Source organism: Pseudonocardia kunmingensis (assembly GCF_006716445.1).
Classification (GTDB): Bacteria; Actinomycetota; Actinomycetes; order Mycobacteriales; family Pseudonocardiaceae; genus Pseudonocardia; species Pseudonocardia kunmingensis.
In genome coordinates this window covers 80675-105048 of the sequence record NZ_VFPA01000006.1, presented here as the reverse complement: position 1 = coordinate 105048, position 24374 = coordinate 80675, and the positions used below count along the sequence as shown (strand labels likewise).

At 74.1% G+C, this 24374-nt stretch carries 28 protein-coding genes; 9 read left to right on the top strand and 19 right to left on the bottom strand.

All coding sequences use genetic code 11. From position 1 onward, the window contains the following. Window positions 1-7 precede the first annotated feature (7 nt). A complete protein-coding gene (locus FB558_RS37110) occupies window positions 8-1051 on the top strand; it encodes a glycoside hydrolase family 183 protein (protein ID WP_142062384.1) in 1044 nt (347 codons plus the stop codon). Here FB558_RS37110 and FB558_RS37105 read toward each other — a convergent pair. Beyond that, a complete protein-coding gene (locus tag FB558_RS37105; RefSeq protein ID WP_142062381.1) occupies window positions 1035-2060 on the bottom strand; it encodes a saccharopine dehydrogenase family protein in 1026 nt (341 codons plus the stop codon). The genes FB558_RS37110 and FB558_RS37105 overlap by 17 nt on opposite strands. Before the next feature lie 72 nt (window positions 2061-2132). On the opposite strand from FB558_RS37105, the gene FB558_RS37100 reads away from it, so the two are divergent. Together FB558_RS37100 and FB558_RS37095 are read left to right on the top strand one after the other, a co-directional pair. Next, entirely contained in the window at window positions 2133-3089 is a 957-nt protein-coding gene (locus FB558_RS37100) for a GlxA family transcriptional regulator (RefSeq protein ID WP_142062378.1), read from the top strand. Between the two features lie 130 nt (window positions 3090-3219). Next, complete coding sequence (locus FB558_RS37095) at window positions 3220-3681, top strand: VOC family protein (protein ID WP_142062375.1); 462 nt, start codon at window positions 3220-3222, stop codon at window positions 3679-3681. Between the two features lie 54 nt (window positions 3682-3735). On the opposite strand, the gene FB558_RS43615 is transcribed toward FB558_RS37095, so the two are convergent. Further along, window positions 3736-3936, bottom strand: a complete 201-nt coding sequence (locus tag FB558_RS43615) for a hypothetical protein (protein ID WP_170231716.1) — start codon at window positions 3934-3936, stop codon at window positions 3736-3738. 302 nt (window positions 3937-4238) lie between these two features. On the opposite strand from FB558_RS43615, the gene FB558_RS43610 reads away from it, so the two are divergent. Further along, complete coding sequence (locus FB558_RS43610) at window positions 4239-5249, top strand: sensor histidine kinase (RefSeq protein ID WP_170231732.1); 1011 nt, start codon at window positions 4239-4241, stop codon at window positions 5247-5249. On the opposite strand, the gene FB558_RS37085 is transcribed toward FB558_RS43610, so the two are convergent. From FB558_RS37085 to FB558_RS37055, 7 genes are all read right to left on the bottom strand, one after another. Then, window positions 5246-5818, bottom strand: coding sequence for a hypothetical protein (locus FB558_RS37085; RefSeq protein WP_142062370.1), 573 nt, complete (start codon window positions 5816-5818; stop codon window positions 5246-5248). The genes FB558_RS43610 and FB558_RS37085 overlap by 4 nt on opposite strands. Further along, entirely contained in the window at window positions 5815-6792 is a 978-nt protein-coding gene (locus FB558_RS37080; protein WP_170231731.1) for a DUF58 domain-containing protein, read from the bottom strand. The genes FB558_RS37085 and FB558_RS37080 overlap by 4 nt, the downstream gene beginning before the upstream one ends. Then, entirely contained in the window at window positions 6705-7124 is a 420-nt protein-coding gene (locus FB558_RS43605; protein ID WP_170231730.1) for a hypothetical protein, read from the bottom strand. Before FB558_RS43605 ends, FB558_RS37080 begins: the two co-directional genes overlap by 88 nt. After that, window positions 7121-8125 carry an AAA family ATPase gene (locus FB558_RS37075; protein WP_142062363.1) on the bottom strand — a complete coding sequence of 335 codons (1005 nt, stop codon included), beginning with the start codon at window positions 8123-8125 and terminating at the stop codon, window positions 7121-7123. The genes FB558_RS43605 and FB558_RS37075 overlap by 4 nt, the downstream gene beginning before the upstream one ends. After that, entirely contained in the window at window positions 8115-8678 is a 564-nt protein-coding gene (locus FB558_RS37070) for a hypothetical protein (protein ID WP_142062360.1), read from the bottom strand. The genes FB558_RS37075 and FB558_RS37070 overlap by 11 nt, the downstream gene beginning before the upstream one ends. Continuing rightward, the gene (locus tag FB558_RS43600) at window positions 8675-9418 is read right to left on the bottom strand and encodes a DUF4129 domain-containing protein (protein ID WP_170231729.1); all 744 of its coding nucleotides are present in this window, start codon (window positions 9416-9418) and stop codon (window positions 8675-8677) included. The genes FB558_RS37070 and FB558_RS43600 overlap by 4 nt, the downstream gene beginning before the upstream one ends. 90 nt (window positions 9419-9508) lie before the next feature. Continuing rightward, window positions 9509-10516, bottom strand: coding sequence for a 1-aminocyclopropane-1-carboxylate deaminase (locus FB558_RS37055; protein WP_142062354.1), 1008 nt, complete (start codon window positions 10514-10516; stop codon window positions 9509-9511). Window positions 10517-10577: 61 nt separating this feature from the next. On the opposite strand from FB558_RS37055, the gene FB558_RS37050 reads away from it, so the two are divergent. Together FB558_RS37050 and FB558_RS37045 are read left to right on the top strand one after the other, a co-directional pair. Beyond that, window positions 10578-11213 (top strand): GntR family transcriptional regulator, encoded by a 636-nt coding sequence (locus FB558_RS37050; protein WP_246107039.1) that lies wholly within the window; start codon window positions 10578-10580, stop codon window positions 11211-11213. A gap of 436 nt (window positions 11214-11649) precedes the next feature. After that, window positions 11650-12357, top strand: a complete 708-nt coding sequence (locus tag FB558_RS37045) for a DUF1990 family protein (RefSeq protein ID WP_142062348.1) — start codon at window positions 11650-11652, stop codon at window positions 12355-12357. Window positions 12358-12400: 43 nt separating this feature from the next. Here FB558_RS37045 and FB558_RS37040 read toward each other — a convergent pair whose 3' ends face one another. Continuing rightward, window positions 12401-12985, bottom strand: a complete 585-nt coding sequence (locus tag FB558_RS37040; protein WP_142062345.1) for a TetR/AcrR family transcriptional regulator — start codon at window positions 12983-12985, stop codon at window positions 12401-12403. Window positions 12986-13121: 136 nt separating this feature from the next. On the opposite strand from FB558_RS37040, the gene FB558_RS37035 reads away from it, so the two are divergent. Next, window positions 13122-14006 carry an LLM class flavin-dependent oxidoreductase gene (locus FB558_RS37035; protein WP_142062343.1) on the top strand — a complete coding sequence of 295 codons (885 nt, stop codon included), beginning with the start codon at window positions 13122-13124 and terminating at the stop codon, window positions 14004-14006. Window positions 14007-14093: 87 nt separating this feature from the next. Here the strand turns inward: FB558_RS37035 and FB558_RS37030 are convergent, their stop codons facing one another. Genes FB558_RS37030 through FB558_RS37005 form a run of 6 tightly spaced genes read right to left on the bottom strand, consistent with a single transcriptional unit; the run spans window position 14094 to window position 20030 of the window. Further along, window positions 14094-14855, bottom strand: a complete 762-nt coding sequence (locus FB558_RS37030) for a sugar phosphate isomerase/epimerase family protein (RefSeq protein WP_142062340.1) — start codon at window positions 14853-14855, stop codon at window positions 14094-14096. Then, a complete protein-coding gene (locus FB558_RS37025; RefSeq protein WP_142062337.1) occupies window positions 14852-15715 on the bottom strand; it encodes a carbohydrate ABC transporter permease in 864 nt (287 codons plus the stop codon). Before FB558_RS37025 ends, FB558_RS37030 begins: the two co-directional genes overlap by 4 nt. Next, window positions 15712-16692, bottom strand: coding sequence for a carbohydrate ABC transporter permease (locus tag FB558_RS37020; protein WP_142062334.1), 981 nt, complete (start codon window positions 16690-16692; stop codon window positions 15712-15714). Before FB558_RS37020 ends, FB558_RS37025 begins: the two co-directional genes overlap by 4 nt. Beyond that, window positions 16679-17935, bottom strand: a complete 1257-nt coding sequence (locus FB558_RS37015; RefSeq protein ID WP_142062331.1) for an ABC transporter substrate-binding protein — start codon at window positions 17933-17935, stop codon at window positions 16679-16681. Before FB558_RS37015 ends, FB558_RS37020 begins: the two co-directional genes overlap by 14 nt. 41 nt (window positions 17936-17976) lie before the next feature. Further along, a complete protein-coding gene (locus FB558_RS37010) occupies window positions 17977-18831 on the bottom strand; it encodes a sugar phosphate isomerase/epimerase family protein (protein ID WP_142062328.1) in 855 nt (284 codons plus the stop codon). Between the two features lie 26 nt (window positions 18832-18857). Further along, window positions 18858-20030, bottom strand: a complete 1173-nt coding sequence (locus tag FB558_RS37005; RefSeq protein WP_142062325.1) for a Gfo/Idh/MocA family protein — start codon at window positions 20028-20030, stop codon at window positions 18858-18860. Window positions 20031-20254: 224 nt separating this feature from the next. On the opposite strand from FB558_RS37005, the gene FB558_RS37000 reads away from it, so the two are divergent. Beyond that, window positions 20255-21301: a LacI family DNA-binding transcriptional regulator gene (locus FB558_RS37000; protein ID WP_142062322.1), complete on the top strand. Its 1047-nt coding sequence runs from the start codon at window positions 20255-20257 to the stop codon at window positions 21299-21301. A 13-nt stretch (window positions 21302-21314) separates the two neighbouring features. Here the strand turns inward: FB558_RS37000 and FB558_RS36995 are convergent, their stop codons facing one another. Together FB558_RS36995 and FB558_RS36990 are read right to left on the bottom strand one after the other, a co-directional pair. After that, on the bottom strand, window positions 21315-21797 hold the full coding sequence (locus FB558_RS36995; RefSeq protein ID WP_170231728.1) for a CAP domain-containing protein: 483 nt from the start codon (window positions 21795-21797) through the stop codon (window positions 21315-21317). 306 nt (window positions 21798-22103) lie between these two features. Then, complete coding sequence (locus FB558_RS36990; protein ID WP_142062316.1) at window positions 22104-22364, bottom strand: hypothetical protein; 261 nt, start codon at window positions 22362-22364, stop codon at window positions 22104-22106. A gap of 38 nt (window positions 22365-22402) precedes the next feature. Between FB558_RS36990 and FB558_RS36985 the strand changes: the two genes are divergently transcribed. After that, window positions 22403-23149 (top strand): MerR family transcriptional regulator, encoded by a 747-nt coding sequence (locus FB558_RS36985; protein WP_246107038.1) that lies wholly within the window; start codon window positions 22403-22405, stop codon window positions 23147-23149. Between the two features lie 64 nt (window positions 23150-23213). On the opposite strand, the gene FB558_RS36980 is transcribed toward FB558_RS36985, so the two are convergent. Beyond that, window positions 23214-24266 carry a questin oxidase family protein gene (locus tag FB558_RS36980; RefSeq protein ID WP_142062313.1) on the bottom strand — a complete coding sequence of 351 codons (1053 nt, stop codon included), beginning with the start codon at window positions 24264-24266 and terminating at the stop codon, window positions 23214-23216. Window positions 24267-24374: the final 108 nt, after the last annotated feature.

Below are 24374 nucleotides of genomic sequence, written 5' to 3'. Positions count from 1 at the left end.
GGTGGGTGTGGACCGGCTCGCCACCAAGATCACCGATCTCACCGGCCCCGGGATCACCGACCGCTTCGGGGTCGGCGGCACCGACCTGGGGGCCACCGCGACCGCCCCGCAGGGGCACCTGGTCTCGGTGTTCGGGGACACGTTCCGGCGGCCCGGGGTCGGCGGGCCCGGCTGGCGTTCGCCGGTCGCGCTGTTCGCCGACCCGGCGAGCCTGCCGACCGGGCTGCGCTGGACCGGCTCGGCCGGGCGCGGGGCGCACGCCCGCCAGCTGGTGCGGTACCTGCACCACGGATGGCGCCGGTGGGGCCTGGCGCTGCGGCGGGTGACGACCGTCCTGCCCACCGACGTCCTCACCGTCGGCGACGACATGTACCTGCACGTGATGGTGTGCCGCGAGCTGGGCAACGTGCGCTGGACCGAGCTGCACCGCTCCCGGGACGGCGGGCGCACCTGGCGTCCCACGGGCACCCGCTGGCCCGCGGACCAGCACGACGGCCTGTTCCAGATGCTCACCTGGGAACGCGGCGGCGACGGCTGGGTGTACGCGCTGACCACCGGCTTCCAGCGGGCGCACGGCCTGCTGCTGCACCGGGTGCCCGAGACCGCCGTGACCGACCCGGCGGCGTGGCAGACCTGGGGCCTCGAGGGCGGGCGGTGGGGCTGGGGCCACCCACCGACCCTCGTGCTCGACGGGCGGTTCGGGGAGCTGTCACTGCGCCGCGTGCCCGCCGGGGACGCGCACGAACGCTGGGTGCTGTCGGGGTTCGACGACGGCCGGTACCGCATCGACGTCCGGGTGCTGACCGGGCCGACGGACGACCTGCACGTCGCGCCCGTCGCGACGGTGCTGCGCGGCTGCGGCTGGGACGGCGAGGACCACGCCGGTGGACACGTCGCCCAGCTCTACGGCGGGTACGTGCTGCCCGGCTCGACGCTGCGCGAGCTGCACCTCGTGGTGAGCCAGTGGAACACCGCGACGAACTGGCCGTACCGGGCGATGCAGTTCCGCACGGACGTCTCGGACCTGCCGGGGCTCACCACTCGCGCCTGACCGTCAGCGGGTCCGGGGAGAGGGCGCCGAGCACGTCGTCGGCGTCGAACAGCTCGCCCGGTGCCGCGACGCCGAGCCCGGCCACCCGGCCGTCGAGGATGCGGACGGTCGCCTCCACCACGATCGGCGCGCTGACGGCGTAGATGTCGCGCCCGGCGGCGGTGATCCGGCGTTCGCCCGTGCCGCGGCGCGCCACGACCTCGACCACGAACCGCTGGGCGGAACGGCCGGTTCCGTCGACGGCTTCGGGACCCGGCGTGGCCGGGTCCCGCAGGTCGTGCAGGGGCCCGGTGCGGAAGAAGGAGTGAATCGCCGACGCGCGCAGGTGCGTGGCCATGGTGACGATCTCGGAGAACGGCAGCTCGACGGTCTCCTGCCGCCCGAACGGTTCGGGGAACGGCCAGGCCCGGATGGGCGGCGGGTCGGCGAGCGGCACCAGCCGGCCGCCGGCGACGACGAGGCGCCGCGCGGTGTTGCGCCGGCCCGTGAGCCGCGTCCCGGCCGTCGGCCACCACCGGTCGAGCGCGACCGCGACCGTGATCTCGTCCGCTCTCGTCCAGTCCCCCATGGCCGAGGTGGCGAGGAGGTCGGCGAGCCCGCCGTAGAAGGCCATCGCCGGCACGACGGCGACGCCCGCGGCCCGGGCGTCGCCCGCCTGCTCGCGGTGCAGCGCCTGGACCGTCGTCTGCTCGGCGCTGACGTCGAGGTAGTGGACGCCGGCGCGCACGGCGGCACCGGCCAGCGGGCTCGCGGTGTCCAGGAACGGACCGGCACAGTTGATCACCGCAGCGGCCCCGTTCAGCACCCGCGGGTCGTCGACCGTCGCGGGCCGGCACTCGAGACCGGGATGGTCCGCGCCGAGCGCCGCGAGCCGCTCGGGGTCGCGGCCGGACAGGATCGGCACCAGCCCGCGCCGGAGCAGCTCGGCCGTGACGAACCGACCGGTGTGGCCGTAGGCGCCGTACACCACGACCCGCCGCGGTGGTTCTGCATGTCCTCGTCGTTCCACGCCGGTGATCGTCGTCGGCGCGGGGCCGCAACGGCCATCGTCGGTTCCGACGCACCTCGTACAGTTCCGGACATGCACAGGGTCGCGATCGCGGTGCACGAGCACACGATGCTGCTGGAGCTCGCGATCGCGGCGGAGGTGTTCGGCGTCGACCGCCGCGAGCTCTCGCCCGACGGGAGCTGGTACGACCTGACGGTCTGCACGCCGGACGGGTCACCGGCGCCGTGGTTGCCCGGTGCCACCGCGCGCGATCTCGCGGCGCTGCCCGGCGCCGACACCGTGGTCGTGCCCTCGACCAGCGACCTCGAGTCTCCGCCCGATCCCGCGCTGCTGTCGGCGCTCACCGACGCCCACGACCGCGGAGCGCGGATCGTCTCCCTCTGCACGGGGGCGTTCGTGCTGGCCGCCGCGGGCCTGCTCGACGGCCGGGCCGCGACCACGCACTGGATGCACGCCGAGCAGCTCGCGCGCCTGCACCCCCGCGTGACGGTCCGCGCGAACGTCCTCTACGTCGCCGACGGCCGGGTGCTCACCTCGGCGGGGAAGACGGCCGCGCTCGACCTGTGCGTGCACCTGGTCCGCACCGACCACGGCGCGGCCGCGGCGAACGGGCTGGTCCGCACGCTCGTCGGGCCCGGGCACCGGCCCAGCGGGCAGGCGCAGTTCATCGCCCCGCCGAGCGGTCCGCGATCGCCCCACGGGCTGGCGACGGCCCTGGAGTGGGCCCGGGCCCGCCTCGGTGAGCCGCTCACGGTGGAGGACCTGGCCCGGGCGGCGGGGCTGAGCAGCCGGCACCTCGCGCGCCGCATGCAGGCCGAGATCGGTGTCCGTCCCCTGGAGTGGCTCCACCAGCAACGGCTCGCCGTCGCCCAGGAGCTCCTGGAGCGCACGGACGCCACGGTCGAACAGGTCGCCACCCGCTGCGGCCTCGGCTCGGCCACCGCGCTGCGCCGGCACTTCCGCCGGGCCCTGGGCGTCAGCCCCACCGTCTACCGCGCCACCTTCGGGCAGGTCGGATCACCGCGATGAAGCCCCGTCCGTGATCGGCCTCCGCTGCGGCGCCAGGACCAGGACCGCTCCGCCGCGGCACCGGACTTGTCGGACCGCGGTGCCAGGGTGGGCCCGTGCAGACCGGAACCCCCGTGAACGGAGCGCGCCGATGAGCCGCCACATCCAGATCACCTTCGACGCGCGCGACCCGCGCGCCCTGTCGTGCTTCTGGCGCGACGCGCTGGGCTACGTCCACCCCGGCCCGCCCGGCGTCGCGCTTCCCGAGGGCGCCGACGCGCTGGCCGCGTGGGACGAGTTCCTCGCGCGGATCGGCGTGCCGGAGGAGCAGCGCAACACGAGCTCGGCGGTCGAGGACCCGGACGGGCACGGCCCGCGCCTGTTCTTCCAGCAGGTGCCCGAGGACAAGGTCGCCAAGAACCGGGTGCACCTCGACGTCCGTGCGGCTCCCGGGCTGGAGGGGGACGAGCGGATGGCCGCGCTGGAGGCCGAGTGCCACCGGCTCGTCGCCCTGGGGGCGACGCGGGTGCGCCGCCACGAGCCCGCGCCCCCGCTGAGCGCCGGCTTCATCGTGCTGACCGACCCCGAGGGCAACGAGTTCTGCCTCGACTGAGCGCCCGCTCCCGGCCGCGGCCGGGAGCGGGTGGCCGTCGCTACCGGGTCGCCGTCACCGGGCCACGGGCTCGCCACGCCCGGTCAGCCCGAGCATCGCCAGCATCTCCGCGCAGTCCGCGGCGTCGGTCGCCCGCCCGGCCACGACACGCGCGGCGCGCCGGTGCTGCAGGTCGGACTCCGCCGCGGCAACGGCTTGCGCGGCAGCGAAACGGCCGGTCTCGTCGGCGTGGGAAGGGTCTCCGGTCCAGGTCATGCGTCCGTACTCCCTCGATCGTCGCGCCGACAGTCGTGGTGGCCCGGCGCGACCGTGCGTCAGGCGGCGATCTGCACGAGGCGCACACGGAGTGCCCGCCCGACCTGACCCACCGACCCTACCCGCAGACGGCGCTGCGCACCGGCCCCGCTCGCGCGGACACGTCCTCGGACGGACTGCCGGGCGGGTGCGTGGCACCGTGCCCGGATGCGCGCATAGCGCGGCGGTGCGTGGGAACAGGGCCGGTGTGGGCACCACGGGCTGTGAACGTGAGGACGGGTGAACGTGACTGGCGGGCGGACGTGACCGGCGACGACGCATCGGGCTCGCGGCCGCCGCACGCGGCCACGGTGTACGGATCGGCCGAGGACCTGCGACGGCGGGTGCTGCCGTTCCTGCGCAACGGCCTGGCCGCCGGCGACGACACGGTCGCGATCGTGTCCCCGGAAGCCGCGGAGCACCTCGGCACGGCGCTGGGCGCCGACCGCGACGGCGTCCGATGGCAGCTGCCGGATCTCAGCTACCGCAGCCTCGGACCCATGTTCTCGGGGCTGCGCGCGTACCTCGCCGACCAGTCCGGGTCCGGCAACCGGGTGCGGCTGCTCGCCGAGAACACGACCGACACCGACGATGCGCGCACCGCGGCCTACCTGCGGTTCGAGGCGGCGAGCAACGACGTGCTGGGCGCGTTCGGGTACCCGTGGGTCTGCCTCTACGACCGGCGCCGCTACCCGGCCCACGTCCTGGACCACGTCAGCGAGGTGCACCCGTACCTGCTCGACCTCGACGGCCGCACCACCAGGAGCGAGGCCTTCCTGCGGCCCGGCTCCTACCTCGGGGCCCATCCCGGACCGTTGTCGGCGGTCCCCCGGCAGGTGGGCTTCGACGTCCGGCTCGCCGCGCCCGGGCAGCTCGCCGAGGTGCGGCACGCGGCCGTCGAGGCCGCCCTCGCCCTCGGTCTCGCCACCGACGACGACTACGACTTCGAGCTCGCCGCCACGGAGGCCATGACGAACGCCGTGAGCCACGGCGAGCGCCCTTGCCGCGTCCGGCTCTGGACCACACCCGACCGGATCGTCCTGCGCGTGGACGACCACGGCCCCGGGGACGACATCGCCATCAAGGGATTCCACCCCCCGGATCCGACCTGCGGGCACCTCGGCGGGATGGGAATGTGGATGATCCGGCAGCTCGCCGACGCCGTCCACGTCGACACCGGGCCCGCCGGTACGACGGTGGAGATCCAGTTCCCGCTCCCGCACATCCGTCCGGCGATCGGCAGCGAGCACGCGGCCGGCCACCAGGGCGTCTAGGAGTCGCCGGGACCGGCGATCCGTTCCCGGAGCAGCGGGACGATCAGCACCACCGTGACGGCGACGAGGGCCGCGCCCCCGGCCACACCGGCCACGGGCAGGACGAACGGCGCTGCGCCGTCCGGGCCGGGAGCCAGGAGCGCGAGCGCGGCGAACGCCGTGGCCTGCACCGGGACCTGCACGGCGACGAACCGCAGCAGCGGGCGCCGGAGCACTGCGAGCTGCACCCGCCCCCGCCACGGGAGGGCCAGCGCCTGCGCCGCGAGCACGTGCACCAGGTGCAGACCGGCGAGGAGCAGGTAGAAGCGCCCGTCCTGCGCCGACGGCAGCTCACGCAGCTGGGTCCCGGCGAGCAGGAGGAGCAGCACCCACGCCGTCGCCCACCGCGGCACGGCGACGGCGGCGCCGAGCAGGCCCAGCCCGGCGACGAGCACGAAGCCCGGCGGCAGGCGCTCCAGGCAGAGCAGGACACCGACGACGCCGAGCGCGACCCGCGCCGCCGCCGCGGGGATCCACGGGCCCATCGCGGGCCGGGGCCGGACGCGGACCACGGTCGAGGAGCCGGTCATCGCCGGTCCCGCAGGGGACGGCAGAGCGCGCGCAGCCGGGCCTCGCGCGGATCCGCCGGACCGTCGTCCTGCCAGCGCAGGACCTCCACACCCTGGGCCTGCAGGGACCGGATGCGGTCGCCGCGGTTCATGATCACGATCCGGTGGGCGAGCCGCTCCGCCCGGGACGCGCCGGTGAAGCGGGGAGTGGGGAGGACGTCGACGGCGATCACCCGGTGCCCGGCGGCCGACCACAGCTCCGCCATGCGCGATGCCTCCTCGTCCAGGAACGTCGACAGCACGTACACCAGCGCGTCCGCCGGGACGACCGGAGGGCGTCGGCGGCGCGACCGCACGCCGGACGGCCCGGTGAGCTCGATCGCGCGCAGCAACCGCCACAGGTGCCGCTGCCCACCGCCCGCGGCGATCATCCGCGCGGCCCCGGCGAGGTCGTGGAACCCGACGCGGTCGCCGGCCCGGACGTAGCCCGCGGCGAGCGAGCCGGCGGCCTCGCGGGCGATGTCGAGGGAGCTGGTGCCCGTCGTGGCGCCCGCGCTCCGGCTCCACGACGCCACCTGCTCGCCGAGGTCGTCGCCGCTGTCGAGGACGACGACGACGGTCGCGTCGGAGGTCGCGGCGGTGCGGCGGACGTACAGGTCACCGGCGAACCTCCCCCGGCGGGCGGTCGCCTTCCAGTCGATGCGGCGCAGCCGGTCCCCCGGCGCGAACGGGTGCACGTCGCGGAAGTCGCCGCCGTCGCCCGGCCGGGAGGAGTCGTGGGTGCCGGTCAGCCCGCGCAGCCGCCTCGGCAGCGGCAGGTGCGCGGGTGCGGTGTACGGCACCGGGACGATCCGCCGGACGCTCAGCGGGTGCTGCGGGCGCCCGAGTACCGCGCCGTCGACGCCGATCAGCCGGTGCTCCACGCGCAGCACCTCGTGCTGCCCGGAGTGCAGCAGGGGTAGCCGCAGCGTGACCGGACGGGAGCCGGCGGCCACGACGATCTCCTGGGGGCGCCACCGAAGCTCGACACCCGCAGGGCGGCCCCGTCGACGCCGGGAGCGCACGTGATCGTGACCGCGGCCGACACCTCGGCCTCGCCGCGTGCCGGTGGCGCGAGGTCCACGGCGACGGCCGCACCGCTGCCGGGCCCCGGTCGCGCGTCCCGGTTCCGGCAGGCCATGACGACGAAGGGCAGGGCCAGCAGTGCCATGTCGACCCGGGAGAGCACGAGGCCGCCCGCCGCGATGGCGACGGCGACGACCACCGCCGCGGTCCCGCTCCGGCTCAGCACCCACCGGGTGGCCTCGCTCGTGGCACCGCTGCTCATGACACCGCGGCCGCCGAGCGCGCACCGACGGTCGGCGGCCCGGGCACCTCGCGGACGATCGAGGCCACGACGTCGGTGGCCTGCAGCCCGCCGGCCCACGCCTGGGTCGTCAGCGAGAGCCGGTGCGCGAGCACGGGGACGGCGACGTGCTTCACGTCCTCGGGCGTCACGAAGTCGCGCCCGGCCATGACGGCCCGCGCGCGGGCCACCAGCATCAGCGCCTGCGATCCCCGGGGCGACGCCCCGACCTGCACCGAGCGGTGCTCCCGGGTGGCCACCGCGAGGTCCACGCAGTAGCCGGCGACGTCGGGCTCGACGTACACGGTCTCCACGCCGGCCTGCATCGCCCGCAGCGTCGGCGCGTCGACGACCGGTTCCACGGATGCCACCTCGTGGCGGCGCTCGACCCGCGCGAGCAGGACCCGCCGCTCCCCCGCCCGGTCCGGGTAGCCGACGGCCAGCCGCACCATGAACCGGTCGAGCTGCGCCTCGGGCAGCGCGTAGGTGCCCTCGTACTCGATCGGGTTGGACGTCGCGATGACGTGGAACGGTGACGGCAGCGCGAAGCTCTCGCCCTCGACCGTGACCTGCCCCTCCGCCATCGCCTCGAGGAACGCCGACTGGGTCTTGGGCGAGGTGCGGTTGATCTCGTCGGCGAGCAGGAGCCCGGTGAAGACGGGCCCGCGCCGGAAGGCGAAGTCGTTCGCCGCCGGCGCGTAGACGAACGAGCCGGTGATGTCGGCGGGCAGCAGGTCGGGGGTGCACTGGACCCGACGGAACTCCAGTCCGAGCGCGGCAGCGAGGCTGCGCGCCGCGAGCGTCTTGCCGAGGCCGGGAACGTCCTCGAAGAGCACGTGCCCCCCGGCGAGGATGCTCGCGAGGGCGAGCTCGACGGCGTCGGCCATCCCCACCACGACCGTGCCGACCACGCCGAGGATCTCGTCGCTGCGCCGCGCGACCTCGTCGACGGCGAGCGGCTCCTGCGCGGGGTCATCGATCATGCCGGGTCTCCTTCTGCGAGGGGTCGAGCGCGTCGGGGTGGTCGTGCGCGTCCAGGCGGTCGAGCGCGTCGAGGCAGCGCAGCACCGCGCGCACGTGCGGGGGACGTGTCGCGGGCAGCGCGAGCGTGGCGTAGACGGCCTCGCCGACAAGACGCTCGATCGCCGCCCGATCCCGGGGGTCCCCCAGGTCGAGGCCGCGGAGCTCGAGGCGGCGCCGGGCGAGGTCCTGCACCGGACGCATCCCCGCGAGCGGCACGCGGCCGCGCTTGGGCCGCAGCGACCAGGAGAGCCGGGCGACGTCCCACCGCGCGCCGACCTCGTCGGTCGCGGCGGCGTCGGGCCAGGCCACCTCGCGGTGTCCGGGCAGCGCGATCCAGCAGAGACCTGCGGCCGCGAGCGCCAGCCCGACCGTGGCGGCGTGCCCGGCGTCCATCCCGACGACCCAGCACGCCACCCCGGCCAGTGCGGCGCCGGCGGCGAGGAGGGCGACGCGGGCACCGTGGCGTCGCAGCTCGCCCCCGAACAGGCCGGCGCGCGGGACCCCGGGGGTCACGGGACGGGCCGGGGGGACGCGCCGTCGTCCCAGGTCCGGGCCAGACCCGCGAGCGCCTCGCGGGCCCGCTCCACGTCCGCGGCGGTCACCGGGTGGTCACCGAAGCGGACGCGCAGGTAGAGGGCGAGCAGCGTGGCGATCGCGCGGTCGTCGGCGAACACCCGCCTCATGATCCGCGAGGTGAACTCGGTGGGTGTCTCCGCGGCGCCGCGCACGATGCCCGAGTCCTCCGCCGTCCGCTGGAGACCGAGCCACGCCTGCATCACCGCGTCGCCCGGCTCGTGCTCGTGCTCGAGCAGCCGCAACGCCTCCTCGACCCCGCGGCGCAGCACCGGCGGCTCGGGCTCGGGCTCGGGCTCGGGCTCGGGCTCGGGCTCCGCCGCGGGTTCGTGCGGCGGCGCCGGCAGCGGGCCGGTGGCCGGGACCCCGCTCGTCGCACGGGGCGGGCGGCGCGCGAGCCAGCGCCACAGCAGCACGGCGACGAGGACGGCGGCGACCGCGATCGCGATCCACAGCAGGATCGTCGACACGTCCACCGCGCCACCCGAGCCCGGCACCGCAGGCGCCCGGGTCGGCGGCGGCTGTGCCGGGCCGGGCGGGTGCGTCGGCGGTGGAGCCGGCTCCGCCCCGCCGGGGTTCCAGCGCAGGCCGGTGAAGCGGGCCGAGCCCTGGCTCCCCGCGGCCACGACCACGACGAGCCCGAGCAGCGTGCCGATCACCAGCGTGCGGTGCGACCTCACCCGAGCGGGCTCGGGGCGGCGGCGCGGGCCGGGGCAGCGACGCTCGGGGCAGCGGTGCTCACCGTGCGACCGTACCGTCCGTGGGAGCGGTCAGCCGAAGGCTCCGGCGTAGGCGTTGAGCGCGGGCTGCCCGCCGAGGTGCGCGTACAGGACGGTGGAGTCCGGCGCGATCTCACCGGCCCGGACCAGGTCGATCAGCCCGGCCATCGACTTGCCCTCGTAGACCGGGTCGATGATCATCCCTTCGAGCTGGGCGGTCAGCCGGATCGCGTCGATCGTCGAGGCGACCGGGATGCCGTAGCGGTCACCGGCCCAGCCCTCGAGCACGGTGATCTCGTCGTCGCGCAGGTCCCGGCCGAGCCCGACGAGGTCCGCCGTGTGCCGGGCGATGCGCGCCACCTGCTCGCGGGTCGGGTCGATCGTCGCGGACGCGTCGATGCCGAGCACGCGGCGCGGGCGGTCCTGGCCCGCGAACCCGGCGATCATGCCGGCGTGCGTCGAGCCGGTGACGGTGCAGACGACGATCGTGTCGAAGAAGACCCCGAGCTCCTGCTCCTGCTGCGCCACCTCCGCGGCCCAGTGGGCGAAGCCCAGCCCGCCGAGCGGGTGCTCGGAGGCGCCGGCCGGGATGCCGTAGGGAACTCCGCCCGCCGCGCGGACCTCCTCCAGCGCGGTCTCCCACGAGTCCTTGATCCCGATCCCGAAGCCGGAGGGGTCCAGCCGCACGTCGGCGCCCATGATCCGGGAGAGCAGGATGTTGCCGACCTTGTCGTTGACGACGTCGGGCCAGTCGACCCAGCGCTCCTGCACCAGGCGGGCCTTCATCCCGAGCCGCGCGGCGACCGCGGCCACCTGCCGGGTGTGGTTCGACTGGTACCCGCCGATGGAGACGAGGGTGTCGGCGCCCTTCGCGATCGCGTCGGGGACGATGTACTCCAACTTGCGGGTCTTGTTGCCGCCGAAGGCCAGGCCCGAGTTGCAGTCCTCGCGCTTGGCCCAGATCTGCGCCCCTCCCAGGTGGCGGGTCAACCGCTCCAACCGGTGCACCGGGCTCGGCCCGAACATCAGCGGGTACCGGTCGAAGTCGTCAAGGGACATGCTGCTCCTCGGTCCGTGGGGCGTGTGTGCATGATGGGGTGTGCCGGTTCCCGTGGCGGGTGTGTCCGAACAGCGCCGGTTGCTGCGCGACAGCGCGTTCGTGCGGATCCGCGACGCGATCATCGACGGCACCCTCGAGCCCGGCGAGCGCTTGCTCGACGGTGAGCTCTCCAGCTGGCTCGGCGTCAGCCGCACACCGATCCGGGAGGCACTGACCCGGCTCGAGAGCGCGGGCCTGGTGGAGACGAAGCCGGGGCGCTACACGATCGTCAGCCCGATCGACCCCCGCACCGTGGCCGACGCGCAGGTGGTGACGGCGGCGATGAACGAGCTCGCCGTGCGCACGGCCGTGCCGCTGTTCACCGCCGCGGACATGGAGGCGATGCGGGCGGCGAACCACGCCTTCGACACCGCGCTGCGCGCAGGCGAGGTGGTCGACGCGATCGCGGCCGACGACTCGTTCCACCGGGTCGCCGTCGACCGGGCCGGGAACGCCGCGGTCCGCGCCGTCCTCGACCAGTACACCCCGGTGCTCCGGCGCGTCGAACGCATCCGGTTCGCCTCGCTGCGCGGGCGGGACTCCGTCGCGCAGCACGCACGGATCATCGAGCTCGCCGAGTCCGGCGACGCCGACGCGGCGGCCGTCGAGGCCCGGCGGAACTGGATGACCCTCGACGCGTACGCGCCGGCGGACTGAACAGCCGCCCATGCGCTCTCCCCTCGTCGCGATATGCAAAATATCGCGACCATCCGGGCTGGTCAATGCCCTGGCAGCCGGCTCCTGCCGGGTGGGGCGGGCTGCAGTGGGCGCGCCGTTCCGCGGAACGGCGTCCGGCCATGATCAGCAGAAGTGGTGTGACGGCGACAGATCTGTCGCCCTCACACCACTCCTGGCGATCATCCCCGGCGAGAAGCACGTGAGAGCGGCCGCGGGGACCCTGACGTACGGCTCGCGCCCGGCCCGCACGCCGAGCGCCGTCGGCGTTCAGCGCGCGGTCGCGGCGGGAAGCCTGCACCCGTGATCAGGGCGCGGAACAGGGAGACGCTGCGACGGCCGGCGCTACTGGCCGAACGCCCCTCGTGACCCGCCCGCCGAGCCGCGTACCCGCGCGCCACACCGCCAGGGACGGCCGATGCTGACACCCGACTCCCGCCTCACCGACATGCTCGACGACCTGAGCCGCAGACCGGTCAACTACAGCGAGGCCTGCGCACCGCCCGCCGTCGTCTCCGGCTGGAACCGCGACCGGCAGGTGCTGGAGCTGGGCCGGGAGGCCCCCGGTGAACCGGAGCCGGGCGGGCTGTTCGAGACGGCCGGCACGCTGGTCAACAGCTACGAGTTCAGCGATCCGGCGATCCTGCGCGCCGCCTACCGCCATCCCGGTGACCTCCTCGGCCGGGACATGGTGCTGGAGGGCCGGTTCCTCGTGCTGCGGTTCCTCATGGGCGTGCGGATCACCGACCGGCACGACCAGGTGCGCGACGGCCCCCACGGGCCCGAACGCCAGGTCGGCTGGTCCTACCAGACGCTGCAGGGCCACATCGAGCAAGGCCGGCTGACCTACGAGGTGGTCAAGGAGCTCGACACCGGCCGCGTCGAGTTCCGGATCATCGCCTACTCCCGCCGCGGCCCGATCGCGAACCCGGTGTTGCGGCTGGGGTTCCAGCTGTTCGGGCGCCGGACCCAGCTGCGGTTCTACCGCAACGCCCTGCAGCGCCTGCGCGCGCTGCTCCAGGCACCCCCTCCCCCGCCGCAGCCCGGGCCCGACGGGATCGTCCGCGCGCCGAGCGGCGCCCGGCCGGGCCGGTTCGAGGCCTGGACGATCCGGATCGGGCGCTAGCACGGGCCGACCGCGGCGGCCCTGAGCCGGCACGCGCGGGTGGTCAGTGCGGTCGGCGCAGCCCCGCGACGAGGAGCCCGACCAGCCGCCGCGCGTCGTAGCGGGGGTCGTGGCCGGCGCCGACGCAGAGGTTCCCGACGCCCCGCATGAGCTCGTAGGCCTCCAGGTCGGACCGGATCTCCCCGGCTGCGGCCGCCGCCTCGAGCAGCTGGGCGCACGCGGGCACGAGGCGCTCGAGGAAGTAGGCGTGCAGCGCGTCGGAGCCGGCGGCGTCGGACTGCAGCACGGCGGCGAGCCCGTGCTTGGTGACCAGGAAGTCGACGAACAGGTTGATCCACCGCTCCAGCGCGGCGTACGGCGTCGCGCTGCGCGCCAGCAGGTCCAGCCCCGCCTCGGCGCAGGCCTCCACCTGGTGCCGGTAGACGGCGACGATCAGGTCTGCCCGGGTCGGGAAGTGGCGGTAGATCGTGCCCATCCCGACGCCGGCCTCGGCCGCGATGTCGCGGACCGGCGCCTCCACCCCCGACCGGACGAAGACCGCGGCGGCAGCGTCGAGCAGGACGGCCTCGTTGCGCCGGGCGTCCGCCCGCTTGGGTCGGGCGCGCCCGCCGCCCGCTCCGTCGCTCACACCGCACCACTCCTCCACCACCGACCTTGCGAACCGGAACAACGCTCCGTATCGTTGGCGGAGCAACGTTCCGTTTACTCATCCTGCCAGAGCAGGCGCCTACCGTCGCTCTCGCCACCGAAGGAGCACCGGCTCCATGCCGAACCCCCGCCCCCGATTCGGGATCATGACCGCCCCCTCCCATGTCGACTACCACGACATCCTGCGGGTCTGGCGCGACGCCGACACGTTCCCGGAGATCGAGCACGCCTGGCTCTACGACCACCTGATGCCCATCTTCGGCGACCCCGACGGCCCGACGTTCGAGGGCTGGACCCTGCTCTCCGCCCTCGCTGCGCAGACCCGACGCCTGCGCCTGGGCCTGCTCGTGACCAGCAACCGCTTCCGCCCGCCCGCGGTGCTGGCCAAGATCGCCGCGACCGTCGACGTCGTCTCCGGCGGACGGCTCGACTTCGGCATCGGCGCCGGCTCCCGCCCCAGCCACCCGCTGGCAAGGCGCGAGTACGACGCGCACGGGCTGCCCTACCACGACGCCGCGCACGCCGTGGCCGCGCTCGCCGAGGCGTGCACCGTGATCCGGCGGTTGTGGACCGAGCCCGAGCCGTTCGACTTCCACGGCACCCACGTGCAGCTCGCCGGCGCGTTCGGCAACCCCAAGCCCGTCCAGCGCCCGCACCCGCCGATCATGATCGGCGGCCGGGCGTCCGCGACCCTGCGCGTGGTCGCCGAGCACGCGGACCTGTGGAACATCCCCGGCGGCGGCGACATCGACGATCTCGCCCGCCGCAGCGCGCTGCTGGACCGCTACTGCGCCGAGATCGGCCGCGACCCGGCCTCGATCACCCGCTCGATCGCCCTGCCCGTCGCCTACGACCAGCCCGGCCGCACCCGGGACGCGATCGGGGAGGCGATCGACGCCGGCTTCCACCACATCGTCCTGGGACTCCCGGCGCCCTACCCGCCCGACGCCGCGCGGTGGGTCGTCGACGAGCTCATCCACATGGAGCGTGTTGCCCGATGATCAGGCTCCCACCGGACGAACGGCACTCTCGTCGGTACCTAACCGACGAAAGTGCCGTTCGTCATGCGAATCCCTGATCACACCCCGTCAGAGCGCCCGCAGCCGCTCCACCGACGCCCGCACCTCGGCGCCGAAGTCCTCGCCCCAGATGCACTCGAGCGAGATCGAGCCGTCGTAGCCGACGGTGTGCAGCTCGCGCACGAACTCCCGCCACGGCCAGTCGCCCGAGCCGAGGTAGCGCCGCCCGGCGTCGGCGATGTGGGCGTGCCCGATCCGGTCGGCGTGGTCGTGGAGCACGGTGAACGGCTCGTGCTCGAGCTCGATGTGGAACAGGTCCGCGACGACGGGCACGCCGGTGACGCCGTGCCCGTCGAGGAAGGCCACCGCCTCGCGGATCGAGTTGACGAGGTTGGTCTCCCCCTGGTGCAGGGGCTCGAGCATGATCTGCAGGCCCAGCCCGGCAGCCCGGTCCCGGGTCTCGCGCAAGACGTCGGCGAACCGCTCCTCGGCGGCGGCGCGGTCGGCCCCGTCCGGGACGGTCCGCGACCGCCCCGATCCGAACACGATCTTCGCTCCGGGCTCGGCGACGGACGCGACGAGGGGCAGCACGGCGTCGACGTACGCGCTGACCCGCTCGCGGGGGAAGCCCGGGTCCGCGACGCGCACGTCGCCGGGGAACAGGATCGCGAACGACGGGTGCCGCCTGCCCTCGTACTCGGGCGCGAGCCGCCAGCCGTCGCCGTCGGCGACCGCGACGTTGCCCACGATCGAGGGCTCGACGTAGTCGACGCCCGCGCCGAACGCGGTCTCGGTGCGGCCGGAGGGTGCGATGACGCCGATCGAGGTCATTTGATGCTCCCGGAGACGAGGTCGAGGCGCCAGAAACGCTGCAGGATCAGGACGAACGCGATGACGGGGACGATGGCGACGGCGGATCCGGCCACGGCCAGCGAGTAGAGGACCGGTTCGGAGCCACCGCGGTTGAGCATCAGGTACATGGCCACGGTGATCGGGAAGAGGTCGGGCTCGTCGAGCATGATGTAGGGCAGCAGGAAGTTGTTCCACGCGCCGATGAACTGCAGCAGGAAGATCGTCACGAGGCCCGGGACGAGCAGCGGCAGCCCAATCGAGCGGAACGTGCGCCACTCCCCCGACCCGTCCACCCGGGCCGCCTCGACCATCTCCTGGGGAACGGACGCGCGGCCGAACACGTAGGCGAGGTAGATGCCGAACGGCGTGATCGAGGCCGGGATGAGGACCGCCCAGTAGGTGTTCGTGATGCCCAGCTGCGCGAACAGCATGTACTGCGGGATGGTCAGGGTGATCCCCGGCAGCAGCACACCCCCGACGAGCCCGACCATGATCACGCGCTTGCCCGGGAACCGGTAGACGGCGAGCGCGTAGCCCGCGCCTGCCGAGAACAGCGTCGACAGCGCGGCACCGGCGACGCTGTACAGGAAGCTGTTGGCCAGCCACAGCGAGAAGCGCCCGTCCTCGTAGCGGAAGAGCTCGACGACGTTGTCGACGAGGCTCCCGCCGAACGCGAACGAGGGCGTGGTGAACAGCTCGCCGGTGGACTTGGTCGCCGAGAAGGCGACCCACACCACGGGCAGCAGGAAGTACCCCGCCGCGCCGAGCAGCACGAGCGTCGGGAACACGGTGCCCCACGGCACGCCCGCCCGGCGCCGGTCGGCGGTCGCGGTGCTCATCGCTCCGCCCTCCGCGCCGCGAGCTGCCGGCCGCCGAGCACGAGCAGCGAGAGCACGACCGTGGCGAGCGCGAGCAGGATCGAGCCCGCGGCCGCCGTGTTGAGGTCGTCGTGCGCGTACGCGTCGCGGTACACGCGCATGAGCGGGAAGAACGTCGAGTGAATGCCGTTGGCCAGCGTGGCCAGCATCGTCGGCTCGCTGTAGATCTGCAGCGCGCCGATCATCGCGAACAGCCCGGTGAGCACCGTCGCGGGCACCACGTGCGGCAGTTTGACGTAGCGGGCGATGCGCGCCTCCCCGCAGCCGTCGATGCGGGCGGCGTCGATCTGCTCCCGGGGCAACGACTGCAACGAGGTGTAGATGATCACGGTGTTGAACCCGATGCCGCCCCACAGCACGACGTTCACGAGCGCGACGTAGATCCAGTCGCCGGTGAGCAGGGCGGGCAGCTCGACGCCGACGCCCGACGCGAGCTGGTGCACCGGGCTGATCTCCGGGACGTAGAGGAACCCCCACATCAACGCCGCGATGACGCTCGGCACGCCGTAGGGCAGGAAGATCGCCGTGCGGCTGAACGCGCCGAGCCGGGCCCGCGGCAGATCGAGCAGGAGCGCGAGCAGGATCGAGGTGACCATCATCAGCGGCACCAGGAGGACGGAGAACACGGCCAACCGCAGCAGGCTCTCCCAGAACGTCGGGTCGGCGAGGACGTCGAGGTAGTTGCCGAGGCCGACGAACTGCTCCTCACGGGCGGCGTAGGCCCCGCCCGAACCGGACCGCCGCCCGAACACGCTGAGCCACACCGAGTAGCCGATCGGGATGACGAACGCGACCGTGAACAGTGCCAGTGCGGGTGCCATCAGGGCGTAGGCGGCGGTGTACTGGGCGCGCCGCAACGGGGAGCCGCGCCGCCCCGGCGCGCCGACGGCCCCCCTCCGCTGCGCCGCGGCGGGCAGGGTGGCCTCAGGCGAGATCATCTCGCACGACCTGTTCGACGGTCGGCAGGACCTCGGACCAGCTCCCCGACTCGAACGCGGCCCCGAGCCGGTCGGTGAGCGCGGTGAACGCGACCTGCGTGTTCGGCCCCCACTGCGCAGGCACCAGGTGCGATGCGGACTCGACAGCCGTCGGCCAGTACGAGGTGTCGCCCGGCATGAGTGCCGGCGGGTCGCGGTCGATCTGCTGGCCGTGCAGCGCACCGGTGAACTTGTTGACCTGCACGAGACCCTCGGCGCCCTCGTCGGAGGCGTTGAGCCACATCAGGAACTCGACCGCCTCGTCGTGGTGCTCGGTGTCCTGCAGGACGACGTTGGCCGAGCCGCCGCGGGCGAAGGAGCGCGGCGCGCTCGGGTCCCACTGCGGGATCTGGGCGCCGGCCCACTTGCCCACCGTGTCGGGGTACTGGTTGAGCAGCGGGCCCGGCGCCCACGCGCCGGCGAGCTGGGCGAGGACCTGACCGCTCGCGGTCGCCTCGACCTGCTGCGGGCTGCTGGTCTGGAAGGTGCTCACCAGGTCGTCCTCGACCAGCCCCCGCCAGAAGTCCAGCACCCGGTTCGTGGGTTCGTCGTCGATCTCGACGCTCCACGCTCCGCCGGAGTACTCCCACCACTGGGCGCCGGCCTGCAGGGCGAGCCCCATGAAGAGGTCCGCGTCGACGTTGCTGAAGTTGACGAGGTACGGGCTGCCCGGCAGCGCCCGGACCTGCTCCGCGAGGGTGCGGAACTCGTCCCAGGTGGTCGGGACCGCCAGGCCGTGCTGCGCGAACAGGTCCTTGCGGTAGATGAACATCGACGGGCCGAGGTCCTGGGGGATGCCGAAGATCGTGCCGTCGAAGGTCACGGTCTCGAGCACCTCGGGGGCGTAGGCCGCCTCCATGTCCGGGCGCACGCTCTCGACGTCGGCGAGCACGCCCGCCGAGACGTAGGTCGGGAGCTGGGTGTACTCGGCCTGGGCGATGTCCGGGCCCTCCCCGGCGCGCACCGCGGTGAGGACGCGGACCGGGAAGTCCGAGCCGCTCGCCGGCGCGGAGATGGCGACCTGGACGTCCGGGTGGGACTGGTTCCAGACCTCGACCCGCTTGTCGATGTTCGATCCCCACGCCCAGAACTCGAGGGTGACGGGGCCGCCTGCCGCCTCCTCCGACGAGGCGCACCCGGCGAGGGCGAGGCAGGCGACCGCGAGGGTGGCCACGAGGGCACGTGCTCTGGCTGTCACATCCATGGTGATCTCCCTTGATCGACGTGGATGGGGCCGGTGGCCGGCTAGAACAGCTCGCCGTAGCCGTACCGGTGCAGGTTGTCGTGGGAGATCCGCAGCGACTCCCACACGGTCCGGCCGTAGAGCTCGTCCTGCTCGACGAGCAGGTACTCCGCGCCCGAGGCGAGCGACGTCTCGATGATCGAGGTCCAGTCGAGGTTGCCCTCGCCGACCTCGGCGAACTGCACGACCCCGACCCACGCGGCCTTCCAGGCGCCCGTGTCGCCCGCCGCGTGCGCGTCGATCGCCGCCTCCGACGGCCAGCCGATCCGGTAGTCCTTCAGGTGGACCATCCGCACGCGGCCGGCGTGCTGACCGATCACGCGGGACGGGTCGAGGCCGCCGCGGGCGATCCAGTGCGCGTCGAGCTCGAGGCCGACGTTCGGGGAGCTCTCCGCGATGACGTCGAGCAGGTAGCGACCCTCGTGCTTGGCGAACTCGACGTGGTGGTTGTGGTAGTAGAGGCGGATGCCCTCGTCGGCGAGGCGGCGGGCCGCGGCGTCCGCCCGATGGCAGAAGTCGCGGACGGCCTCGATCGAGCGCAGCGCGGGCACCGGCAGCATGCCGATGCGCACCATGTCGGCGCCGAGCCTGCGGGTGTCGGAGACGACCTTGTCGAAGGAGTCCTCGAGCGAGTCGTTCGCACCGCCCGGCGCGAGTGCGGCCGACGTGGACGAGTAGGCGAAGCCGAGCTCGTCGCGCGCCTTCACGAGCTCGTCCACCGTGGTGGGGGTCAGCGGGATCTGGGAGATCTCGGCGACGCGGTAGCCGATGTCGACGACGCGGCGCAGCGTCTCGAACGCACCGAGCTCCGCGACCGCGTCCTTGAGCATCATCGCCTGGACGCCGATGCGCGCCATGGGGTCCTCCCTGCCTTCCTGGAGCGTCAGACCGTGACGGGCCGCGTGACCGCGGGAGCCACGTCGTCGAACCGGCCGCCGAGCACGTCGGCCACCGCGACCTTCTCGCCGGTGGTCGCGGACACGTACACCGCGCGGACGGTCGCGAGCGCGAGCAGGGCGTCGTCGACGGTGACGCCGGGCGCGCCCGCGCCGTCGACCGCGGCGAGCAGGTCGAGGTACTGCCGGAGGTGGCCGCGGGTGACGGGCGCGGCGGCGATCCCCGCCAGGGCCGGCTCGGCCGGGTCGCGGTGGCGCTCGGCCTGGTTGCCGCCGCCGCGCCGCCCCATCGCGGGCGACGCGCCGTCGCCGTCGTCGCCCGCCGCGTGGAAGTACTCGAGCCGGTCGGCGTCGATCACCGCCGAGCCGCGCTCGCCGAGCACCTGGACGCGGGCCGTGAGGCCGGGGTAGGCGGCGGTGGTCGCGTGCAGCACCGCGAGCGCGCCCGACTCGAACACCAGCGTCGCGACCACCGTGTCCTCGACCTCGACGCCCTCGTGCGCGAGCAGGCCGAACTCGGCGCTCACCGTGACCGGCCTGCCGAGGAACCACAGCAGGAGGTCCAGGGTGTGGACGCCCTGGTTCATGAGGGCTCCGCCGCCGTCGAGGGCCCAGGTGCCGCGCCAGTCGCCCGAGTCGTAGTAGGCCTGCGACCGCCACCACGAGACGCTCGCGACCGCCGAGGTGAGGCGGCCCAGCTCGCCGCCCGCGATCGCGCGTCGCACGGCCTGGCTCGACGGGTCGAACCGGTGCTGGCTGACGATGCTGCAGACCTGCCCGCGCCCCGCCGCGACCCGCGCGACGGCGGCCAGCCTGCGGGCCCGGCGCACGTCGACGTCCAGCGGCTTCTCGACGAGCACGTGCGCACCGCCCTCGAGCCCCTCGATCGCCTGGTCGACGTGCATCCCGCTCGGAGTGGCGAGCACGAGGAGGTCCGGCCTCCCGGGACCGGCGAGGGCGTCGCCGATCGAGGAGTGCGCGGCCGGCCGCACGCCGGTGCGTTCCTCGACGGTGGCGGCGAGTGCGTCGGCCCGCTCGGCCACGGGGTCGACGAGCGCGCTCAGGCGCAGCCGGTCGAGCCCGAGGATCGCGTCGACATGGGTCCTGCCGATGACGCCGCAGCCGACGACGGCCGTGGCGAGGGGGACGGGTGCGGTCATGCCGGGGTCACTCCAACGGCGTCGGTGGGTGTGGCGTGCGACGGAGCCGTGGCCGGGGAGGTCGGGTCCCACGACCGGAGGCGGAGGAGGGGTCATCGTCGTGACGAGCCGGACGCCACATGACGGTAGGCAACGGCAACGCTACTGGCAAGCGTTTTCCAGATTTTGCCGGTTCGACGGCAATCGGCTCTAGACTGGCCGCGCCGACGCCGACGGAGGTGTCCATGCCGCAGGACGACGCCGATCCGACCCCGGCCGGCGGCGCATCCGCACGCCCCGCGACGATCATGGACGTGGCGCGGCTCGCGGAGGTCTCGCCCTCCACGGTGTCCCGCGCGCTGAGCAACCCCGGCCGGGTGCACCACCGCACCCGGGAGCGCGTCGAGGTCGCCGCCGCCGCCCTCTCCTACGTGCCGAGCAACCAGGCCCGCTCGCTGAGCTCGGGACGCACCAGGACGGTCGCGGTGCTGGTGCCCGACATCACCAACCCCTTCTACTTCGACCTCATCCGGGGTGCCCAGCGCCGTCTCAACGCGGCGGGGTTCACGCAACTGCTCGTCGACACCGACGAGTCCAGCGACGTCGAGGCGGCCGCGCTGGAGGTCATGCGCAAGTCCTCGGACGGCGTCGTGCTCGCCGCCTCACGCCTGCGCGACGAGCACCTCGCCGAGGTGGCGCGGCGCCAGCCGGTCGTCACCGTCAACCGGGACGTGCCCGGCGTGCCGTCGGTGGTCCTCGACACCCCGACCGGCGTGACCCAGGCGCTCGGGCACCTGCACTCGCTCGGTCACCGCCGTGTCGCCTACGTCGCGGGACCGGCGAACTCGTGGTCGAGCGCGCGGCGCTGGACCGCCCTGGAGACCGAGGCCGCACGCCTCGGGATCGAGGTGCGGCTCGTCGGCCCGTGGAGTCCGCGGCTGACGTCGGGGGCCGCGGCCGCCGACGCCGTGCTCGGCGAGCGGGTCAGCGCCTGCGTGGTGTTCAACGACCTGATCGCGATCGGCATGCTCACGCGCCTGCGCGATCGCGACGTCCGCGTGCCCGCCGAGCTCTCGGTCGTCGGGTGCGACGACGTGTTCGGGTCCGACTTCTGCCACCCGCCGCTCACGACGGTGACGGCGCCGATCGAGGACGCAGGCCGCGTCGCGGTCACGATGCTGCTGAGCCGGGTCGAGCCCGCACCGTCGGCGCCGCCGCGGATGCGCGCCGTCCTCCCCACCCACCTCACGGTCCGGGCGAGCAGCGGCCCGGCACCGAATGCGGAGAAATGACCAGGAGAAACGGTCAGGAACCGAAGTCCTGCACCCAGTAATGGCCGTCCGCCACGTATCCGACACCGATCGCGGTGTAGGTGCAGTCCTCGATGCTCCGGCGGTGTCCGGAGGAACTCATCCACACCTCCATGACCTCGGCGGCGGTGGGATAGCCGAAGGCGAGGTTCTCACCGGAGGACTCCCCGTACCCGGCGGACCGGATGCGCTCGTCCGACGTGCGCCCCTCGCGGTCGACGTGCTCGAGGTACCGGTGCCGCGCCAGCTCGGCCGCATGCGCCTGCGCCACCTCGTGGAGCTGCGCATCCGGCTCCACCGCCGGGCAGCCCGCCGCCTGGCGCGCCGCGTTCGTGGCGGCGACGAGGTCGGCCACGGCGCCCCCGCGCGAGGGTGCGGCCGATGCCGCCAGCGGCGCGGCCGCCGCGATTCCGGAGAAGAGGACAGCAGTGGCGGCGGCCCCGAGAAGGGCACTGCCGAGGCGCCCGAAAACGGTCATGGCGCAGAAGTTAGCAGCGCGCCCCGGACACGGAAGAGCAATGGTGGAAGGGGGCCGGATGCCGCCGCACATCCGCACTCGTGCACCCAGCGAAACGATATGGTCGATTGCGACGGCCCGGCGAGTCCGGCCACCACCCGTTCCGGACGACCGTGGTGACGCTGGGTGCAGGACCAGGTCGGGCGGCAGGGCGGAGGCGCACTCGCCGGCCGAATCGGTCACACACCAACTTCTGTGCTCGCACACCGACTGCAGTCGGTGTGCGAGCACCAGGATCGGTGTACGAGCGGTACCCGGCCGCGTAGCTCACAGCAGCCGCTCCAACTCCTCGCCCGCCTCATCGCACCCGGCGTCCGAGATGCGTTGCAGCTCCCGCAGGTCGCCCCGCCCGACCGCGCGCCGGGTGAGCAGGTGCCCGGCGCGCAGGCACCCCTCGTCCAGCAACCCGCTCAGCTCCTCGAGGTCCCCACGGGCGTCGGCCAGGTCGGCCAGCCGGTCCATCGCGGTCTCGTTTCCCTCGTCGGCCAGGGCCCGGAGGGTCTCCCGGTCGACGTTCGCGCTCACCATGCCGCCATCCTGCAACCTTGCCCCAGGGGCAGGGTCAAGTGCGATCATGGCTCGTGCTCACCATCGGGCAGCTCGCCCGCTTCGTCGGGGTGTCGATCAAGACGATCCGGGTGTACCACGACAAGGGGCTCCTCCCCGAACCCGAGCGCGACGCGTCCGGATACCGGCGGTACCGAGCCGCCCACGCCATCGACCTGATCAAGACGCGCACGCTGGCCGAGGCCGGTGTCCCCCTGGCCCGGATCCGCGACCTCCGCTCCGCCACCGACGACGACTTCCGGCAGGCGGTCCACCGGATCGACACCGACCTCTCGGCGCGCATCCGCGAGCTGCGAGCCACGCAGAGACGGCTGCGACGCCTCGCAGACGGGCGGCTGCCGGCGATACCGGCCGAGGTCGGCAGCCACCTCGAGCATCTGCCGCGCCTCGGTTTCAGCCGACGATGGGTGGCGCTCCAGAAGGACCTGTGGCTCCTCGTGTTCGCCACCCACCCGGACGCCGCGGTCAGGGTGTTCCGCGAGACCGTCCAGATCATGTCCGACCCGGCGCTGCGCCGGCTGCACCTCGACTACGACCACGCGCACGACCTCGACCCGCACGACCCCCGCGTCGACGACCTCGCCCGCCGGATCGTCGACGCCACCCGGGAGCAATACGGATCCGGCGACCTGCCCGGGTACGGCGCCGACTCCCCGATCCCGGGGCTGGTCCAGGGAGCCGTCAACGCCGCGTCACCGGCGTGGCGGCGCCTCGACACGCTGATCCGCGAGCAGCTGAGCGCGTGATCGTTCCTCCCCCGCCGGCAGCCGGTCGGTCGAGGCCCGCAGCGGCCGCCGGCGCCGGGCCGGCTCAGGGCACGGGGAGGCGCTCGCGGAAGCGGGCGGCGGCGACGAGGAGGGTGGGGTCCTCGCTGCGGTCGAACTCGCGCAGGGCCGCCTCGGTCAGCTTGATGACGTGTTCGTCGCCGTGCTCGACGGCGCGGGCGGCGAGGCGGGCGACGGACGGCACGCCGTCGGCCGCGGCGGGGGTGGCCTCGGCCGCCATGCGGGGCGCGGCGAACGCGGCAACGATGCCGCCGACCACCTGCCAGCTCGCGGCGACGCTCGCCCGTTGCAGGTCGGCGGGGAGCAGGGGCAGCACCAGCCGTACGGCGGCAGGGGCGGTGACCGCGTGGCAGAAGGCGATCGGTATGTCCGACCGCGCGGCCAGCACCCGGGCCGCCGCGCCGATGAGCTCGTCCAGCGCCACGTCGGGGTCGGAGCCCGCCTTCCACGCATCGAGGCCTCCCCCGAGGCGGGGAAGGCGGTGCAGCGACTGCAGGCGACCACCGATCCCCGGCCCCTCGGACGGCACCACCGGATCGAGCCGCGGCAGACGGCTGATCGCGGTGACGGCATCGAGCCCACCCCGCAGCCGCGGGGCGCCCGGGAGCGGCTGGTAACGGGCCGCCCAGAGGGCGAGGCCCTGGACGAGCTCGTCGACGAGCAGCGCATCAGCCCCGTCGCCGGCCGCGCTCAGCGAGCGGACCGCGTGCGCGGTGCGGATCACCCCGTGGGTGGCGCTGGCCGCCATGCCGGGGAGCAGCCGCGGCCACCACCGCAGCAGCAGATCGCGCCAGGACAGGTCGTGGGCCTGCTGACGCAGGTGGGCGACCCAGTCACCGGCGAGGCGGACGTCTCCGAGGTGCTCCCGCCAGTCGGCCTCGCTGATCCCCCTGACGACGGCCGGCGCCGGACCCAGGCGAGGCAGGTAGCCGTCCACCCACCCGGCCACTGCGTCCGCTCCACCGATCCGGATCAGGGCCTCCGCCGCCATCGGAGCGTGGTTGGCGAGGAAGCCGTCGAACTCCGGGCCGGTGTCGTGGAGCCGGTCGAGGGCGTCGAGCAGCACGTCGTCGGTCATCGCACCAGTGTTCGATCTCGACCCGGCTTCAGGTCAAGGGCACGTTGCCCGCCCGGCCCACGAGGTGGAGGGAGGGCAGCGCTCTTCCCGGGAGCGCTGCACCCAGGT

Bases quoted from the DNA above. Each gene is read 5' to 3' on its own strand.
- FB558_RS36990 (WP_142062316.1), bottom strand. From the start codon at position 22,364: ATGGTGAGCGCGAACGTCGACCGGGAGACCCTCCGGGCCCTGGCCGAC.
- FB558_RS37025 (WP_142062337.1), bottom strand. From the start codon at position 15,715: ATGAGCACCGCGACCGCCGACCGGCGCCGGGCGGGCGTGCCGTGGGGC.
- FB558_RS37095 (WP_142062375.1), top strand. From the start codon at position 3,220: ATGAGCCGCCACATCCAGATCACCTTCGACGCGCGCGACCCGCGCGCC.
- FB558_RS37010 (WP_142062328.1), bottom strand. From the start codon at position 18,831: ATGGCGCGCATCGGCGTCCAGGCGATGATGCTCAAGGACGCGGTCGCG.
- FB558_RS37075 (WP_142062363.1), bottom strand. From the start codon at position 8,125: ATGATCGATGACCCCGCGCAGGAGCCGCTCGCCGTCGACGAGGTCGCG.
- FB558_RS37055 (WP_142062354.1), bottom strand. From the start codon at position 10,516: ATGTCCCTTGACGACTTCGACCGGTACCCGCTGATGTTCGGGCCGAGC.
- FB558_RS36995 (WP_170231728.1), bottom strand. From the start codon at position 21,797: ATGACCGTTTTCGGGCGCCTCGGCAGTGCCCTTCTCGGGGCCGCCGCC.
- FB558_RS37030 (WP_142062340.1), bottom strand. From the start codon at position 14,855: ATGACCTCGATCGGCGTCATCGCACCCTCCGGCCGCACCGAGACCGCG.
- FB558_RS37100 (WP_142062378.1), top strand. From the start codon at position 2,133: ATGCACAGGGTCGCGATCGCGGTGCACGAGCACACGATGCTGCTGGAG.
- FB558_RS36980 (WP_142062313.1), bottom strand. From the start codon at position 24,266: ATGACCGACGACGTGCTGCTCGACGCCCTCGACCGGCTCCACGACACC.
- FB558_RS37045 (WP_142062348.1), top strand. From the start codon at position 11,650: ATGCTGACACCCGACTCCCGCCTCACCGACATGCTCGACGACCTGAGC.
- FB558_RS37005 (WP_142062325.1), bottom strand. From the start codon at position 20,030: ATGACCGCACCCGTCCCCCTCGCCACGGCCGTCGTCGGCTGCGGCGTC.
- FB558_RS43615 (WP_170231716.1), bottom strand. From the start codon at position 3,936: ATGACCTGGACCGGAGACCCTTCCCACGCCGACGAGACCGGCCGTTTC.
- FB558_RS37020 (WP_142062334.1), bottom strand. From the start codon at position 16,692: ATGATCTCGCCTGAGGCCACCCTGCCCGCCGCGGCGCAGCGGAGGGGG.
- FB558_RS43605 (WP_170231730.1), bottom strand. From the start codon at position 7,124: ATGAGCAGCGGTGCCACGAGCGAGGCCACCCGGTGGGTGCTGAGCCGG.
- FB558_RS37000 (WP_142062322.1), top strand. From the start codon at position 20,255: ATGCCGCAGGACGACGCCGATCCGACCCCGGCCGGCGGCGCATCCGCA.
- FB558_RS37035 (WP_142062343.1), top strand. From the start codon at position 13,122: ATGCCGAACCCCCGCCCCCGATTCGGGATCATGACCGCCCCCTCCCAT.
- FB558_RS37015 (WP_142062331.1), bottom strand. From the start codon at position 17,935: ATGGATGTGACAGCCAGAGCACGTGCCCTCGTGGCCACCCTCGCGGTC.
- FB558_RS37085 (WP_142062370.1), bottom strand. From the start codon at position 5,818: ATGACCGGCTCCTCGACCGTGGTCCGCGTCCGGCCCCGGCCCGCGATG.